The 15,445-nt window shown below is 64.3% G+C and carries 16 protein-coding genes; 4 read left to right on the forward strand and 12 right to left on the reverse strand.

Features of this window, described 5'->3' with window-relative positions:
- Window positions 1–84: 84 nt before the first annotated feature.
- Genes chlG through V8352_RS12015 form a run of 4 tightly spaced genes read left to right on the forward strand, consistent with a single transcriptional unit; the run spans window position 85 to window position 3,972 of the window.
- The gene (gene chlG / locus V8352_RS12000) at window positions 85–993 is read left to right on the forward strand and encodes a chlorophyll synthase ChlG (protein WP_336424532.1); all 909 of its coding nucleotides are present in this window, start codon (window positions 85–87) and stop codon (window positions 991–993) included.
- Complete coding sequence (locus V8352_RS12005; RefSeq protein WP_336424533.1) at window positions 990–2,273, forward strand: BCD family MFS transporter; 1,284 nt, start codon at window positions 990–992, stop codon at window positions 2,271–2,273. The genes chlG and V8352_RS12005 overlap by 4 nt, the downstream gene beginning before the upstream one ends.
- Before the next feature lie 2 nt (window positions 2,274–2,275).
- Window positions 2,276–3,457 carry a geranylgeranyl diphosphate reductase gene (locus V8352_RS12010; RefSeq protein WP_336424534.1) on the forward strand — a complete coding sequence of 394 codons (1,182 nt, stop codon included), beginning with the start codon at window positions 2,276–2,278 and terminating at the stop codon, window positions 3,455–3,457.
- Window positions 3,454–3,972 carry an isopentenyl-diphosphate Delta-isomerase gene (locus V8352_RS12015; RefSeq protein ID WP_336424535.1) on the forward strand — a complete coding sequence of 173 codons (519 nt, stop codon included), beginning with the start codon at window positions 3,454–3,456 and terminating at the stop codon, window positions 3,970–3,972. Before V8352_RS12010 ends, V8352_RS12015 begins: the two co-directional genes overlap by 4 nt.
- A gap of 31 nt (window positions 3,973–4,003) precedes the next feature.
- On the opposite strand, the gene dxs is transcribed toward V8352_RS12015, so the two are convergent.
- The 12 genes from dxs to V8352_RS12075 all read right to left on the reverse strand — a co-directional run bounded on the left by dxs (window position 4,004) and on the right by V8352_RS12075 (window position 15,442).
- Window positions 4,004–5,905, reverse strand: coding sequence for a 1-deoxy-D-xylulose-5-phosphate synthase (gene dxs, locus V8352_RS12020; RefSeq protein ID WP_336424536.1), 1,902 nt, complete (start codon window positions 5,903–5,905; stop codon window positions 4,004–4,006).
- A 312-nt stretch (window positions 5,906–6,217) separates the two neighbouring features.
- Window positions 6,218–6,469 carry an RC-LH1 core complex protein PufX gene (gene pufX, locus V8352_RS12025; protein WP_336424537.1) on the reverse strand — a complete coding sequence of 84 codons (252 nt, stop codon included), beginning with the start codon at window positions 6,467–6,469 and terminating at the stop codon, window positions 6,218–6,220.
- A gap of 11 nt (window positions 6,470–6,480) precedes the next feature.
- Window positions 6,481–7,407, reverse strand: coding sequence for a photosynthetic reaction center subunit M (pufM, locus tag V8352_RS12030; RefSeq protein ID WP_336424538.1), 927 nt, complete (start codon window positions 7,405–7,407; stop codon window positions 6,481–6,483).
- A gap of 14 nt (window positions 7,408–7,421) precedes the next feature.
- On the reverse strand, window positions 7,422–8,252 hold the full coding sequence (gene pufL, locus V8352_RS12035) for a photosynthetic reaction center subunit L (protein WP_336424539.1): 831 nt from the start codon (window positions 8,250–8,252) through the stop codon (window positions 7,422–7,424).
- Window positions 8,253–8,394: 142 nt separating this feature from the next.
- Window positions 8,395–8,562 carry a light-harvesting antenna LH1, alpha subunit gene (gene pufA, locus V8352_RS12040; RefSeq protein ID WP_336424540.1) on the reverse strand — a complete coding sequence of 56 codons (168 nt, stop codon included), beginning with the start codon at window positions 8,560–8,562 and terminating at the stop codon, window positions 8,395–8,397.
- A 12-nt stretch (window positions 8,563–8,574) separates the two neighbouring features.
- Window positions 8,575–8,730, reverse strand: coding sequence for a light-harvesting antenna LH1, beta subunit (pufB, locus tag V8352_RS12045; RefSeq protein WP_076535073.1), 156 nt, complete (start codon window positions 8,728–8,730; stop codon window positions 8,575–8,577).
- Between the two features lie 124 nt (window positions 8,731–8,854).
- Entirely contained in the window at window positions 8,855–9,055 is a 201-nt protein-coding gene (pufQ, locus tag V8352_RS12050; protein ID WP_336424541.1) for a cytochrome PufQ, read from the reverse strand.
- Window positions 9,056–9,081: 26 nt separating this feature from the next.
- The gene (gene bchZ / locus V8352_RS12055; protein WP_336424542.1) at window positions 9,082–10,542 is read right to left on the reverse strand and encodes a chlorophyllide a reductase subunit Z; all 1,461 of its coding nucleotides are present in this window, start codon (window positions 10,540–10,542) and stop codon (window positions 9,082–9,084) included.
- Between the two features lie 31 nt (window positions 10,543–10,573).
- Window positions 10,574–12,235, reverse strand: a complete 1,662-nt coding sequence (bchY, locus tag V8352_RS12060; RefSeq protein WP_336424543.1) for a chlorophyllide a reductase subunit Y — start codon at window positions 12,233–12,235, stop codon at window positions 10,574–10,576.
- 29 nt (window positions 12,236–12,264) lie between these two features.
- Window positions 12,265–13,269 (reverse strand): chlorophyllide a reductase iron protein subunit X, encoded by a 1,005-nt coding sequence (locus V8352_RS12065; RefSeq protein WP_336424544.1) that lies wholly within the window; start codon window positions 13,267–13,269, stop codon window positions 12,265–12,267.
- Window positions 13,266–14,207: a chlorophyll synthesis pathway protein BchC gene (gene bchC, locus V8352_RS12070; RefSeq protein WP_336424545.1), complete on the reverse strand. Its 942-nt coding sequence runs from the start codon at window positions 14,205–14,207 to the stop codon at window positions 13,266–13,268. The genes V8352_RS12065 and bchC overlap by 4 nt, the downstream gene beginning before the upstream one ends.
- 92 nt (window positions 14,208–14,299) lie before the next feature.
- A complete protein-coding gene (locus V8352_RS12075) occupies window positions 14,300–15,442 on the reverse strand; it encodes a methyltransferase (RefSeq protein WP_336424561.1) in 1,143 nt (380 codons plus the stop codon).
- Window positions 15,443–15,445 lie beyond the last annotated feature (3 nt).

Consider the following 15,445-nt stretch of genomic DNA (forward strand, 5'->3'; position numbering starts at 1 on the left):
CGGCACGGCATGCGCTTCCTTTTCTGATCTGTCAGGTTTAGTTTACACTTGCCGACTCGCAATCTGTCAGGCTAAGTTTACAGCATGACAACGCTCATTTCCTCCACCCCTGCCTCCTACCCCAGACCGCTGGCGGTTCTGAAGCTGATCAAGCCGGTGACATGGTTCCCGCCGATGCTGGCTTATATGATCGGTTGCGTTGCTGCGGGCACATCGCCGTCCGGGCAATGGGGGTCAATCCTGCTGGGCGTCCTGCTGGCCGGACCCATCGTCTGCGGGATGAGCCAGGCAGCGAACGATTGGTGCGACCGCCATGTCGACGCCATCAACGAGCCGCATCGCGGTATCCCTTCGGGCCAGATCCCCGGACGCTGGGGCCTCTGGATCGCATGGGCGATGTCGGCGCTGGCGCTGGTTGTCGGCTGGCAACTGGGCCCTTGGGGCTTTGGCGCCACGCTGGTCGGTGTCGCAGGTGCCTGGGCCTACTCGGCCGAGCCTGTCCGCCTCAAGCGCTCGGGGATATGGGGGCCGGGCCTCGTCGGGCTCTGCTACGAGGGCCTGCCATGGTTCACCGGTGCTGCCGTGATGTCGGCGGGCGCGCCCACGATTTATGTGGTGATCGCCGCGCTGCTCTATTCGCTTGGCGCCCATGGCATCATGACACTCAATGATTTCAAGGCTCTGGAAGGTGACAAGCAGATGGGCGTCCGCTCTCTGCCCGTTACATTGGGGCCGAGGCGCGCGGCCAGGGTCGCCTGCATCGTCATGGCCGTCCCTCAGGTCATTGTCGTCGCGCTCCTTATGCTTTGGGATCGCCCGCTGCACGCTGCTGGCGTCGCTGCGGTGCTGGGCCTTCAGATCCTTGCAATGCGCAAACTCCTGCGTGACCCAAAGGGCCTCGCGCCCTGGTACAACGGCACGGGCGTCATGCTTTATGTTGGCGGTATGCTCATCACGGCGTTCGCCATCCGCACACTGGGGGCGCCGTTATGACGCTGAGCTGGCTTCAGATTGCCCGGCTCGGGCTGGTGCAGGCCGCGCTTGGCGCGATCGTGGTGCTGACCACATCGACACTCAATCGCCTGATGGTGGTCGAGCTGGCCCTGCCCGCTGTCCTGCCCGGCCTTCTGGTCGCGCTGCATTACGGCATCCAGCTGACGCGCCCGCAATGGGGCTTTCGCTCGGACACCGGCGGCAATCGCACCCGCTGGATCATCGGCGGCATGTTCATTCTGGCGCTGGGCGGCTTTGGCGCGGCCTGCGGTGTTGTCCTGTTGCAAAGCTCATATTGGGCCGGATTGGCCCTGTCGGTTCTGGCCTATGCGGCCATCGGCCTTGGCGTTGGCGCCTCGGGCACGTCGCTGCTGGCGCTCCTGGCCTCGACCACCGCGCCGCATAGGCGCGCGGCGGCGGCCACGATCACATGGCTCATGATGATCTTTGGCATCGCCATGACGGCAGGCGTCGTTGGCGCGATGCTTCATCCCTATTCGCCCGCCTTGCTTTTGAAAATCGTGGGCATCGTTTCCATCGCAGTCTGCGTGCTGACCATCGTCGCCGTCTGGGGCATCGAGGCGCGCACGACCGCCCTGCCCCAGCCCGAGGCGCTGCCCTTTCGCCAAGGTCTGACCGAGATCTGGCAAGAGCCGCGCGCCCGCGCCTTTACCATCTTTGTCTTCCTGTCGATGACCGCCTATTTCATGCAGGAACTCATCCTCGAGCCGTTCGCCGGCCTCGTTTTCGGCCTCACCCCCGGCCAGACCACCAGCCTCAGCGGCATGCAGAATGGCGGTGTCTTCGTTGGGATGCTTCTGGTCGGGATCATGGCGACAGGGTTCAAGCGTGGATCGCTGCGCGCCTGGGTCATCGCGGGCTGCCTTGGCTCCTGCGCGGCGCTCTGCCTCATCTCGCTCATCGGAACGCTGGGGCTTGTCGCCTTCCTCATCCCGCTTGTCGTCGCGCTTGGCTTTTTCAACGGCATGTTCGCCGTGGCGGCCATCGGCTCGATGATGGCGCTGGCAGGCGAAGGGCGGCACCGCCGCGAGGGCACGCGCATGGGCCTTTGGGGCGCAGCGCAGGCCGTGGCCGCCGGATTTGGCGGGCTGACCGGCGCGGCCATCGTGGATGTGCTGCGCCTTGCCCAGTTCGGTGACGCGCAGGCCTTTGGTGCGGTTTTTGTAATTGAGGCGGCCCTTTTCGTGGCCGCCGCCCTCATGGCGATGCGCATCATGACGCGCACGCCCCTTCAATCCTATGCAGTAGCGGGAGAGTAATCATGTATGACGTCATCGTCGTCGGGGGCGGGCCAAGCGGTGCCACGGCCGCCGAAGATCTCGCCCGGTCGGGCCACAAGGTCGCCTTCATCGACCGCGCGGGCAAGATCAAGCCCTGCGGCGGCGCCGTGCCGCCCCGCCTGATCCGCGATTTCAACATCCCCGATGCGCAGATCGTGGCCAGGATCAACACCGCACGCATGATCTCGCCCACGGGGCGGCGCGTCGATATCCCGATCGTGAACGGCTATGTCGGCATGGTCGACCGCGAGCATTTCGATGAATTCCTGCGCGCCCGCGCCGAGGGCGCCGGCGCCGACCGCATCACCGGCACTTATGTCGACATCACCCGCGACGACACCGGCACCCATGTCAGCTATCGCTGCAAGGCGTCGGGCGAGACCAAGGCGCTGACCACCAGGCTGATCATCGGCGCCGATGGCGCGCGCTCGAACGTGGGGCGCCACGAGGTGCCCGGCGGCGACAAGATTCCTTACGTCATCGCCTATCACGAAATCATCGAGGCCCCCACGGTCGCTGGCCCCGGATATGATCCGGCGCGCTGCGACGTGATCTATGACGGTGCCATCTCGCCCGATTTCTACGGCTGGGTGTTCCCCCACGGCGCGCATGCCAGCGTTGGAATGGGCACCGAGGTGGCGGGCGTCGATCTGAAACAGGCAACCGCCGCCCTGCGCGTCGCCTCGGGACTGGAGCATTGCCGCACCATCCGCCGCGAGGGCGCGCCAATTCCGCTCAAACCGTTGGATAAATGGGACAATGGCCGCGACGTGGTGCTGGCCGGGGATGCGGCGGGCGTCGTCGCCCCCTCCTCGGGTGAGGGGATTTTCTATGCCATGGTCGGGGGCCGCGTCGCTGCCACCGCAGCCGCCGCCTGCCTGACCTCTGGCCGCGTGAGCGATCTGGCGCTTGCGCGCAAGCTCTTCATGCGCGAGCATAAGAACGTCTTCAAGATTCTCGGCGCCATGCAGCGCGCCTATTACCGCAGCGACATGCGGCGCGAACGCTTTGTCTCGCTTTGCCATGATGTCGATGTGCAACGCCTTACCTTCGAGGCCTATATGAACAAGTCTCTGGTCAAATCGCGGCCCTTGGCGCATCTCAAGATCGGGATCAAGAACCTTGCCCATCTGACCGGGCTGGTCGCGGTCACACGCGTATGAAGACCATGATTCCCGCTTGGGTCGGCGGCACGCTGACCCCCGTCGAAAAGCTGGAGGTTCACAGGCGCGGCCTGCCGCACAAGGCCGTTTCGGTCTTTGTCATGCGCGGCACGCAGACGCTGATCCAGCGGCGGGCACTGTCGAAATATCACACGCCGGGCCTTTGGGCCAATGCCTGCTGCACCCACCCCGAGTGGGACGAGGCACCGCAGGACTGCGCCGTCCGGCGGCTAGATCAAGAGCTGGGCATCACCGGCCTCAAACCTGTCCACCGGGGCCATGTCGCCTATCGCACCGAGGTAGGCGGCGGGCTGATCGAGGATGAGAGGGTCGACATCTATACCGCCGAGGCGGGGCCCGATCTGGCCCTTGCGCCCAATCCCGACGAGGTGGTCGAGGCGATCTGGATCGATCTGGCCGACCTGACGTCCGAGGTTTTCCGCCGCCCCGAACGGTTTACGCCTTGGCTGCGGATCTATCTGGCGGATCACGCCAGCGAGATTTTCGCACATTGATTTCAACATTTGGCGACGCGCGCCGCCATCCTCAACGGGTGGCGGCGTGTGCTGCGTGCCCGGCGGCCTCGGCGGCCGTCGCGGCGATATCGACGGCGGTCAGCCCCGCCTCGGCATACATCGCATCGGGCGCGGCCTGATTGATGAAGCGGTCGGGCAGCGTCATGGTGCGGATCTGGCAGCGCCCGTCTAGCAATCCGTCATTGGCCAAATCGTGCAGCACCATCGCGCCAAACCCGCCCTTTGCCCCCTGCTCGACCGTGATCAGCGCCTTGTGATGGCGCAAGAGCTGCCGGATCAGCGCCCGGTCCAGCGGCTTGGCAAAGCGGGCATCCGCGATCGTCGCCGATATGCCTTGCGCCGCCAGCTTGTCCGCCGCCGTATGACATTCCCCAAGGTGGGCGCCAAAGCTGAGCAACGCCACATCGCTGCCCTCGCGCAGGACGCGGCCCTTGCCGATTTCCAGACTCTCGCCGCGCTGGGGCATAGGCGCGCCCGTCCCCTCGCCGCGCGGATAGCGAAATGCGATGGGCCCGGCGTCATGCCCGGCAGCGGTGGCGACCATATGCATCAGCTCGGCCTCGTCGCCTGCGGCCATAACCACGAAATTGGGCAAGGCGGACAGATAGCCGATGTCGAAGGCGCCCGCATGGGTAGCCCCATCTGCGCCGACAAGGCCCGCACGGTCGATGGCAAAGCGCACCGGCAAATTCTGTAGCGCGACATCATGCACCACCTGATCATAACCGCGTTGCAGGAACGTGGAGTAGATCGCGCAAAAGGGCTTCAGCCCGCTGGCCGCCATGCCGGCGGCAAAGGTCACGCCATGCTGCTCGGCGATGCCCACATCGAAAACGCGCGCCGGAAAGCGGTGCGCCAGAATATCGAGGCCGGTGCCCTCGGGCATGGCCGCCGTCACGCCCACGATGCGCGCGTCGCGTGCGGCCTCATCGGCCAGCGCCGTGCCGAACACCTTTGTGTAGCTGGGCGCATTGGGCCGCGATTTGGCCTGCGCACCGCTGGCGACATCGAACTTGGCGACGCCGTGATACTTGTCGACCGAGGTTTCGGCCGGGGCGTATCCCTTGCCCTTGACGGTGCAGCAATGGATGAGGACAGGCCCGGTCGCGCGGGTGCGCGCGGCGCGCATCACCGTCAGAAGCTGCGTCATGTCATGCCCGTCGATCGGGCCCATGTACTCAAATCCCAGCTCCTCAAAGAGGGTGCCCTTGCCGCCGCTGCGGCCCGTGACCATCTCGCGCGCGCGGCGCGCATGATCGCGCAGCGGGCCGGGCAACCGCGCCTCCAGCCCTTCGCCCAGCTTGGCCAATGGGCCCTCGGACAGGCGGGACATATAGGTCGACATCGCGCCGACCGGCGGCGCAATGGACATCTCGTTGTCATTGAGGATGACGAACAGGCGGCGCCCCTCGGCACCCGCGTTGTTCAGCGCCTCATAGGCCATGCCTGCACTGATGGAGCCGTCGCCGATCACCGCAATGGCGTCGCCCGTCTCCATCCCCATATCGCGCCCGACGGTAAAGCCGAGTGCGGCCGAGATCGAGGTCGAGGAATGGGCCGCGCCAAAGGGGTCAAAGACGCTTTCGCTGCGCTTGGTAAAACCGCTGAGGCCGCCCTCCTGGCGCAAGCTTCGGATACGGGCGCGGCGCCCGGTCAGGATCTTGTGGGGATAGCATTGATGGCCCACGTCCCAGATCAGCTTGTCACGGGGTGTGTCAAAGACGGCGTGGATCGCAACCGCAAGCTCCACGACCCCAAGGGACGATCCCAGATGCCCGCCCGTCACGGAAACCGCCTCGATCACCTCGCGGCGCAGCTCGCCCGCAAGGGTGGCGAGCGTGGCGTCGTCCATGCCCTTCAGGTCCGACGGTCCGGCGATGCGGTCGAGTGTGGGGGTAAGCGAAGCTGTCATGGGTCTCTCCTGTGCGGGGCGCCCGCGCGCAAGCCCCTAAGTGGGCTGGGTTTTCCCGTTTGGTGCCGCGAAGGCTAACCTTCGCGGCACCCGTTCCTGTAGCCAACAGGAAGGGAACCGGAGTTGGCGGCGCGGGGCCGCGTCCCCCCAGGATACCGGATGCCGCAGGCGGCACCCGATCTCGTGTGTGGCAGGCGGCACATCACGCGTGCCACCCNGGGGCCGCGTCCCCCCAGGATACCGGATGCCGCAGGCGGCACCCGATCTCGTGTGTGGCAGGCGGCACATCACGCGTGCCACCCGCCAATCATATCAGGCCAGATCGTGGCCAGTCGCAGAGCCAGGCGCAGGTGCCTGCAGGAAGGAGGTCGGCGTCGGATCCGGCGCCAGCTTGGAGTCCTCGGGCAAAAGACCTGCAACAAAGACAAAGGCCCAGCCGATCAGGAAAATCGCGAAGCAGAAGAGGGCCGCATAGGCCGCCCCCTTCAGCATCAGGGCGGTGACATCTGCGGTCAGCCGGAAACTCCGGTTGCCGGTTCGCAGGAAATCGTCGTGTTCGGACATGGTGCTTCTCCTCAGTTCAGCGGCGCGTAGCCATGGATCTGCGCCCAGACAAACCAGTTTTCAACGACGGTGCCCGTCAGCAAGATACCGATACCGCCCGTCAGCGGCGTCAGCACGGCGAACCACCACGCCCAGCGATGGATACCTTCCATCGTCGCGTTGAAGCCCATGGTCCAGCGCCAGAAGAGGGCGGCACGTTCGGACGCAGTGCCTCGGTCGACGATCTGTTCGATCTCGCGCTCGCCGCCGAAACGACTGACCGCGAGGATGGTCGCCCCGTGCATCGCAAAGAGCAGCGCCGAGCCGTAGAGGAACGCGATCGAAAGCGCATGGAACGGATTGTAGAAGAGATTGCCCCATGTCAGCGAGAAGAGGTTCGTCCAGTCGAGGTGCGGGAAAATGCCGTAGGGCACCGCCACGGACCACGACCCCATCAGGATCGGGCGAAAGAGGTTCAGCACGAAGATCAGCCACAGGAGCGATGCGAACGCCCAGGCGACATGCTTGCCCATGCCCAGCTCTTCGGCGCGGCGGTAGGTCCGCACCCACCAGGCGCAGCACCCGACGAGGAAGAAGAAGCTGGCGATAAGCCACCACCCCCCCTCGTTTAGCGGCGCCATCCCGAGGCCGTACTCGGCCGAGGGCGGCTCGAGCGCCATCCAGAAGAGATCGCGCAGGAAGACGCCCGGCGAAAACTCCGCCTGCACCCAGAAGTTCAGCCCGATCAGGAAGAACCACATGCCGAAGCCGATAACCGCGATCAGCCCGAATGTGCCCAGATGCACGGGGCCGATCTGCGCGTTGCCGAACGTTCCGTAAAGCTTGGAGAACCGGGCGGCCTTGGTGCGCCCCCGCATGGGGGCGTCACTGATTGTCATGCCCATTTCGGGCGGTCCCTGAACCTGGACCTGGGTAAAGATATTCTGATATTCAGCCATTGCTCATATCCTCCTTAAAGGTCCACCCACCAGGGCAACTCGTAGTACCAATCCCACCACACGATCCACTGATCGAACCAGATGGTGCCCGAGATCACGATGCAGACCGCGCTCCAGAATCCGGCCATGAGGGCCAGGAACAATCCCAGACGGTGAATGCCGAGGGGCCCGATCGAATAGCCGATCAGATCGCGGAAATACGTGTCTTCATGGTCGGGTGATGCGATCTCGCGGCCCTTGCCGGGGTTTACCGCCGACAGAACGAGCGAGCCGTGCAGCGCCAGCGCCACCGCCGTGATCCAGAAGAAACTGATCGCGACCATATGCGCCGGGTTGTAATGGAAGTTGCCATAGGCGTAGCCGACGTTGTTGACCCAATCGAGATGGCTGAAGATGCCGTAGGGAAAACCGTGCCCCCAGGCGCCCATCAGAATGGGGCGGATGATGACCAGCGTGACATACGCCAGGATCGCGACGCCAAAGGCAAATGGCACGTGGTAGCCAATGCCAAGTTTTCGACAGATCTCGACCTCGCGCATCATCCAACTGACAAAGGCGCCCGTCGCGCAGATCGTAATGATCTGCCAGAGCCCGCCTTCGGCCAGCGGCGCCATGCCGAGACCTACGTCAAGGGAAGGAGGGTCGATCGAAATCAGCCAGGGATTCCAGGTGTCGCCCTGCGCGGCCCCGTAAAATATGAGGATCGTGCCAAGGGCGGAAAAAAAGATCGTCGTGACTCCGAAGAATCCGACATAAAAGGGACCTACCCAAAAATCGAATAGATCACCGCCTACGAGCGTCCCACCCCGGACGCGGTATTTTCTTTCGAAGCTGAGCAGTGCCATCTTGCGTCTCCAATGTGTGTCCATTGCGCGAGGGGCGCGACAGGACTGGGCCGATGCGTCATTATTAACGAAATGTACGAATTTGATTTGCCGGGGCGGGGATGGCCCCCGCCCTCAGCTGATTTTATGGGCTTTGCCGGGCTTATTCAGCCGACGTTTCCGTTCCGAAAGCCCGTTCGAACCAATTGGTCTCGGGGTTGCTCAGCAGGACGAGGTGAATCATCACCGCCAGCAGGAACAAGAAGACACCCTGAGCCACGAAAACGCGGCGGGGGTCGAAGATCAGCCAGATCTTGTAAAACTGTGCCATGGGGGTCTCTCCTTACCAAGCAAACCAGGGAAGCTTGATGTACGTCAGTATGTGAGCGACGACAGCGATCGCAGTGAAGATCGCAAATCCGCTCATATAAACTGAGTGCAGCTCCTGGGCTTGCTCGTCAGTGAGACCCGTGAAGGACAGGTCGGTCTTATCAGCCATGATTATTACTCCGGAGAATATAACTGATGCCGTAGCTCCCCCACGGCGGGGTACGACAGGGGCTCTTTCCCCTGCCCTCTTTTCACGCCCCTTTGGGGGAGGCGCAAAAACTCGAAAACGCGTATCAGGCCGACAGGATCATCGACGTGATGATGCTGGCCTCGCTCCACGCAGTGCGCAGTGGCGATTTTTTCGGCAGGCGCATGTGGCGCGCCGCGGTCAGTGTCCAGGTGACGCAAGCCATCGGAAGCGCGACCAGAAAGATGACGGCAAAATACGCGATGTATTCGCGCCGATTGGCATCATCGCGCGATCGCGAACGCATGCCCCTCATGTCGCTTGTGAAATCACTCATCTTACACCTCCAAGGCTGGGTTGCAGACGGTTGACGGTTTCCAGAACGACACGTTCGGCGCCGTCAGCGAGGGCGGCCTTTTCTGCGGCGTCGCGCAGGGATTTGGCCGCGGAAATACGGGTCAGGATGGGATGGGTCGCGACGATCTCGTCGAGGCGGCGCTGCGCATCCACATCCCAGGGAAAGTCGCGGCGCAATGTGGTTGGCGTCGCCTCGGCGGCGTCCATTTCCGTGCCCAGCGGCAGGATATGAAAGAGCGCGTCAAAGAGGCTGTTGCAGACTTCCTGCAAAAGATACGTCGCCCCCGCATAGCCCATGAAAGGCGTTCCCGTGGCGCGCCGGATGGCAGCCCCCGGAAAGCTGGCGGGGATAAAGCTGGGCGCGGGCCCATGACCGGATTTCATCTCGGCCAGATACATTTTCTCGTTGATCGAGCCGAGCACGACGAGGGGCCGCTTGGCGTGCAGCTGCGCGCGCACGTCGTCATTGTCGGTCTTCTTGCCGCGCAGGCGGGGCGTGGCGAACGCGCAGGGAAAGCCCAGATCGTCCTCCAGATACTTGCGGATGCCGCGCGTATAGGTCTCGTTCGCGACCACGGCGAAGGAGGCGGTGGCAAAGAAATCCTGCGTGACCGAGCGCCACAGATCCCAGACCGGCTTGATCGTCGAATGCTTTTCGCGCTCGATGAAGGGCTCGGGGTCGAGGCCCAGCAGATCACCCAGCTTGCGCAGGAATTTCGTGGTGCTGTCGATACCGATGGGCGCTTGCAGATAGGGCTTGTCCAGAACTTCGCACAGGCCGCGCCCGAATTCGCGGTAGAGGCAGACGTTCACATCCGCATTCACGAGGGCCCGCATTTCGGCCACATGGGCGCCCAGCGGCATGACCATGTTGATTTCGGCGCCGATGCCCTCAATCAGGCGGCGAATCTCGGCCAGGTCGGACGGCATGTTGAAGGTGCCATACATCGGCCCGAGGATATTGACGCGGGGGGGGCCGCCCTCTTCACGCTTTGTTTCCTTGGGCATCCGGCCTTTGGTCATGCCAAATTCGGTAAACATCCACGTCATCGCGCGGTCAGCGGATTCCCATTGATCCTCGTCGATGGTGCGCGGCAGAAAGCGCTGGATATTGGTGCCCATGGGCGTGACGCCCCCGCCGATCATCTCGGCGATCGAGCCGGTGACGACCACGGCGGGCAGTGCCGGATCCAGAACCTTCCAGGCGCGCTTCATCGCCTCTTCGGTGCCCGATCCCATTTCCTCTTCGGCAAGGCCCGTAACGACAATGGGAAGCTCGTGCGGCGGCAGCGCGTCGGTGTAATGCAGCACCGAGGTCACGGGCAGGTTTTCGCAGCCGACGGGGCCGTCGATCACGACTTGCAGGCCCTTGGTGGCACAGAAGGCATAGACCGCCCCCCAGTATCCGCCCGCGCGATCGTGGTCCTGAACTAGCATGACGTCCCTCCGGCTGTATCGAACTGGCGGCTCATATCATCTGCTCCGCTTTGGCGGCGCGCGCGGCCTTTTCCAGCTTCTTGGCATTCAACTCGCGAAAGCGCGGCTGAAGGTTGGGCGAGCCCTCCCAGACACCGGCAGTGTCGCCGTGGCCCACCCCCTCGAAGAAGGCGCGCATGTCTGCCATCCGGTCCTTGTTGCCGATGGCCGCATTGATGACTTCGGCCAGGGATCCGGCACCGGCAGGGCCCATAAGGGGCCGCGCGGAAATAAGGTTCGTAAAGTAGAGCGCGGGGATGCCCAGCTCCTTCGCCTTTTGCACGACGGGGGTCGTGCCGATGGCCAGATCCGGGCGGATCCCTTCCATCGCGGCACAATCATCCTCGAGCGAGGCGCGGTATTTGACCGTGACGCCCTTGGCACGCAGCCAGTCCGCATCCGCCGCCGACCAGGGTGTCTTGGGGCAGGCCGTGCCGACGTAGGGCACATGCGCGCCGCTCTCGATCAAAAGGCGCGCAACCAGCAGCTCCGAGCCCTCGTAGCCCGATAAAGTGACGGTGCCCTTGATGGGCGCGGCGGCCAGCGCCGACTTGATGGCGGGCAGGAAGGCGTTCTGCGCGGCGGCAATCTGATCGGCGGCAATGCCAAAGGCGGCGCCGATATTGGCCAGCCAGTCGGCGGTGCCATCATGACCCACGGGGGCCGATCCGACGATCGCGCGGCCAGCGGCCTCGAACTCGCGGATGCTGGCGGTATAGAAAGGGTGAATCGCGGCGACGGCGCCACAATCGAGCGCGGCATAAAGCTCGCGCCACTCGCGACAGGGCACGACGGGGCCAGCGGCAAGGCCCATGGGAGCCAGCATCGCACCGATCATCATGGGATCGGCCGGAAACATCTCGCCCAGAAGGCTGACGGTCGGGCGGTCGGACTTGCCCGACGCGGGGCGTTGAACCGGGCCTGCCTTGATCTCTTCGCGGGCATACTTCAGCATGGCACCGGCCAGCACGTCCTTGGCCTCGGCATGGGTCGGGATACCAAATCCCGGCACGTCGATGCCGACGACGCGCACACCGTCGATCTGCGGCGGCAAGAGGCGCAGGGGCACGCCCGAGGCCGTGGGCACACAAAGGTTGGTGACGATGATCGCGTCCAGCTTGGCCGGATCGGCCATGTCATGCACGGCCTCGCGGATATCTTCAAAGAGCTTGCCGGTCACCAGCGTCTCGGAATTGAAGGGCACATACCCGACCGAGCGGCGCGCGCCGTAGAAATGCGAAACAAAGGACAGGCCATAGACGCAGCAGGCCGAGCCCGACAGGATCGTCGCGACCCGCTTCATCCGCAGGCCCACACGGAGCGAGCCGAAGGCCGGGCACATGGATTGCGGCTTGTCATGGGGGCCGACGGGGTAGTCGGCCGCATATTGGTCGAGCACGTCGGATGCGCCGGCCTTGCGAGCCGCCTCGCGCATCGTGTCCGCCCCGGCCGAGCATCCACCCTCGAGCGCGGTGGCCTGCACATCGGCGGGTGTCACGTCGGCGGGCCTCAACTCGGGTATTTGCGGCCTTTCGGTCGGCGCCTTGGGGGCGGCAGCGACGCTCATGAAGACATCGGGGGCCTCCACGACCGTCAGCGCGCCATCGGCGTCATAGCTGACCTCATATCCTTGGCGTCCTGAGTCACGCTCCATGATGTGCCTCCCGGCCTTCGGTATGAAAATCAAGCTTCGTCATAAATGACCTCAAGGCTTTCGCGGACGATGGCATTCTTGCCCCGCATGTCGGCGTCGGTGGCGGGCACCAGCTTGTAGTCGCCCCCGGTGTCCTTTGCGTCGAAGAGGTTGAGCAGCCCGTCCTGATCCAGCGGCGTCGGGCGCACCGGCGGCGCAATGTCGACCGCATCGCCCAGCGCGGCAAAGAGGCCGCCCCACTGCGATTTGTCGGTGCCAACGATCTGGTAATTGGCCGATTTCTTGCGCAGGTCGTCATCCTGAGGGATGGCGGCCAACACCGGGATGTTGACTGCCTTGGCAAAGGCCTGCGCCTCGCCCGAGCCGTCATCCTTGTTGATGACAAGGCCCGCGACACCCACGTTGCCCCCCAGCTTGCGGAAGTAATCGACCGCCGAGCAGACGTTGTTGGCGACGTAAAGGGATTGCAGATCGTTCGAGGCGACCAGGATCACCTTTTGCGCCATGTCCCGCGCGATGGGCAGGCCAAAGCCGCCGCAGACCACGTCGCCGAGAAAGTCCAGCAAGACGTAGTCGAAATCCCAATCGTGGAAGCCCAGCTTTTCCAGCAGTTCGAAGCCGTGGATGATGCCCCGTCCACCGCAGCCGCGGCCAACCTCGGGTCCGCCCAGCTCCATCGCAAAGACGCCGCCCCGCTTGAAGCAGACATCACCGATCTGGACTTCTTCGCCCGCCAGCTTCTTCTTGCCGGAGGTCTCGATGATGGTCGGGCACGCCTTGCCGCCAAAGAGCAGCGATGTGGTGTCGGATTTTGGATCGCACCCGATCAAAAGCACGCGCTTGCCTTGCTCGGCCATCATGTGGCTGAGATTGGCGAGGGTAAAGCTTTTGCCGATGCCCCCCTTGCCGTAGATCGCGATGATCTGCGTCTTGCTGGTGGGCTCGTCTTGGGGAATTTCGAGATTGGGCTCTTCGGCGGCCTCATCGCGGAGGCGCTTGTCGAAATCTTTCAGGTTTGGCACTTCGTCTTTCACGACGCGTCCTTCCAGTTAAGTATCATTTTCAGGCAACCCGGATCGGTGAATGCCGTCTTGTAGGCGCCAATGGCATCGGCCTTGGCGGCGCTATGCGTGATGAGACCCGACAGCGACAAGGCGCCGCTTTCGACGAGGCGGCGGGTCGCGATCAGATCGCCCTCGGCCCATTCTGCGGTGATGCGCAGGCGGGCCTCCTTCATGAAGGCGGGCGGAAAGGCAAAGCTGAGCGGCGCGGTGTAGAAACCCGCCAGAACGATCTCGCCGCCGCGCGCAAGGCGCCCGATGAGGGAATTGAGCATGTCGGGTGCGCCCGAGGCGTCATAGACCGACATGTAATCGCGGCGCACGTCGGCATCGGGGTGGATCACCTCATAGCCTTCGGCGCCCGTGCTGCGTGATGGATCCAGCTCCCAGACGGTGGGGGCCGGTGCGCCCGCCGCGACGGTCAGCCGCGCCAGAAGGCGGCCCAGAACGCCGTGACCGACGATAAGGTCGGGCACCGATTTACCGGGCCCGGCCATCGCATGCCGCGCCGTTGCGGCCAGCGCCAGAAGCGCGCCCTCGGCGCCAAATCCCCGGTCGATGCGCGAGGCGCGACCGGGCTGAACAACCAGCCGCTGCGCCGCGCCGCCAAAGAGGCCAAAGGCGCCCTGAAAACAGTTGGAGCCGGGGACGAACACCGTCTCGCCAACGCGGTAGCCCGACTCCGGCCCCGCCTCGACGATTTCGCCAACGGCCTCGTAGCCGGGCACCAGCGGATACCCCATGCCGGGAAACGGCGGCATGTCACCGGACCAGAACAGTTTTTCCGTGCCCGTGGAGATGCCGGAATGCGCAATCTCGACCACGATATCGCCAGCTCCCGGTGCGGTGAGACCCAATGTCTGGACCTCCAGCGCTTTCGGACCTGTCAGGATGATCGCTTCGGTATGCACGTTCGCCTCCCTGGCTTTGGCATTGCTTCGAGACCCTCTGTCATCTTTGAGTGACATATTCGAAGCGCTTGATGTCAGTTTAACCTGACAATTTAATCTGTCAACTTAGATTGACACTTTCTAGCAATTACAACGCTCGTGACGAACGGACGGCGGGTCGCCGGCGCGCGCACCTCGGCAAATCCGGCCGCGCGGCAAAGGTCGGTGATCTGGCCCGCCGTGCGCGCCTTGCCGGTGCGCATCGCCATTGTATAAAGCGCGAAATACCCATCGCCCGGCACGCTGGCACGGGCGCCGCCGGTCATCGGCTCGGACACGATCAAGGTGCCGCCGGGTGGCAGCGCCGCGTGCACCTTGGCCAGCAGATCGGCAACGGTGGCATCCGCATGATCGTAGAGCACGCGAATCAGGCTGATCGTATCGGCGCCCTGCGGAAGAGAATCAGTTCTGAACGAACCGGGCGCGATGCGCACGCGCGCATCCAGCCCCGCCTCGGCGAGGCGCGGGGTCGCTGCCTCGACCACTTCGGGCAGATCAAAGAGGATCGCCTGCGCCTTGGGGGCCGCCGCGCAGGCGGCGCGCAGAAATGCGCCCGTGCCGCCGCCAACATCCATCAGCACGCAGGTGCCGCGCAGATCGACGGCGGCCAGCGTATCTTCGGCCGCCAGACGCTGGCTCTGCTCCATGAGGGCCGAATATCGCGCGGCCAGCGCCGGATCACCCTGCCCGCCCGCGCCAAAGACATAGGGCCAGAAATCGGCCAGCTCGGTCTTGGTCTCGCCCCGGAAAAAGGCGACGGGATCGGCGAGGTCGCGGTAGAGCACCTCGTGATGCAGGATCATCTCGCGCAGGCCCGGCACGCCCGCAAGGGCCGCGCCCTGGCGCGTCAGGGCAAACTCGCCCGCGCGCGTGATCTTGAGCAGCCTGGACGCAACATTGGCGCGCAAGAGCACGTCCATACGCTCCGGCGGCACGGCACAGCGCGCGGCCAGTCGCCCACTGGAGAGTGGCCCATCGAGCAACATGTCAGGGATTCTCAGCGCAACCAGCGCCATAAGGCTTTGCGATTTGCAAAACCCTGCAACCAGATCGAAAAGAGCCTCGCCATCGCGCCGCACCAGACGCCGCACCAGCGGCATCCCCGCAGCCATGGATTGAAACCGGGGCGAGGCCAGCAGCCGATTGAGGCGCCCGGCAAGCCCCACCCTCGGGGGGCGGACAGGCCGCTGCGTCATCGG

It is taken from the genome of Roseovarius sp. D0-M9 (assembly GCF_037083805.1).
In the GTDB taxonomy this organism is placed as follows: domain Bacteria; phylum Pseudomonadota; class Alphaproteobacteria; order Rhodobacterales; family Rhodobacteraceae; genus Roseovarius.

Excerpts from the sequence above, each read along its gene's own strand:
- pufM (WP_336424538.1), bottom strand. The coding sequence starts at position 7,407 with ATGGCTGAATATCAGAATATCTTTACCCAGGTCCAGGTTCAGGGACCG.
- V8352_RS12005 (WP_336424533.1), top strand. The coding sequence starts at position 990 with ATGACGCTGAGCTGGCTTCAGATTGCCCGGCTCGGGCTGGTGCAGGCC.
- V8352_RS12075 (WP_336424561.1), bottom strand. The coding sequence starts at position 15,442 with ATGACGCAGCGGCCTGTCCGCCCCCCGAGGGTGGGGCTTGCCGGGCGC.
- pufL (WP_336424539.1), bottom strand. The coding sequence starts at position 8,252 with ATGGCACTGCTCAGCTTCGAAAGAAAATACCGCGTCCGGGGTGGGACG.
- pufA (WP_336424540.1), bottom strand. The coding sequence starts at position 8,562 with ATGGCACAGTTTTACAAGATCTGGCTGATCTTCGACCCCCGCCGCGTT.
- chlG (WP_336424532.1), top strand. The coding sequence starts at position 85 with ATGACAACGCTCATTTCCTCCACCCCTGCCTCCTACCCCAGACCGCTG.
- V8352_RS12015 (WP_336424535.1), top strand. The coding sequence starts at position 3,454 with ATGAAGACCATGATTCCCGCTTGGGTCGGCGGCACGCTGACCCCCGTC.
- pufX (WP_336424537.1), bottom strand. The coding sequence starts at position 6,469 with ATGTCCGAACACGACGATTTCCTGCGAACCGGCAACCGGAGTTTCCGG.
- bchY (WP_336424543.1), bottom strand. The coding sequence starts at position 12,235 with ATGGAGCGTGACTCAGGACGCCAAGGATATGAGGTCAGCTATGACGCC.
- V8352_RS12010 (WP_336424534.1), top strand. The coding sequence starts at position 2,276 with ATGTATGACGTCATCGTCGTCGGGGGCGGGCCAAGCGGTGCCACGGCC.
- pufB (WP_076535073.1), bottom strand. The coding sequence starts at position 8,730 with ATGGCTGATAAGACCGACCTGTCCTTCACGGGTCTCACTGACGAGCAA.
- bchZ (WP_336424542.1), bottom strand. The coding sequence starts at position 10,542 with ATGCTAGTTCAGGACCACGATCGCGCGGGCGGATACTGGGGGGCGGTC.
- dxs (WP_336424536.1), bottom strand. The coding sequence starts at position 5,905 with ATGACAGCTTCGCTTACCCCCACACTCGACCGCATCGCCGGACCGTCG.
- pufQ (WP_336424541.1), bottom strand. The coding sequence starts at position 9,055 with ATGCGTTCGCGATCGCGCGATGATGCCAATCGGCGCGAATACATCGCG.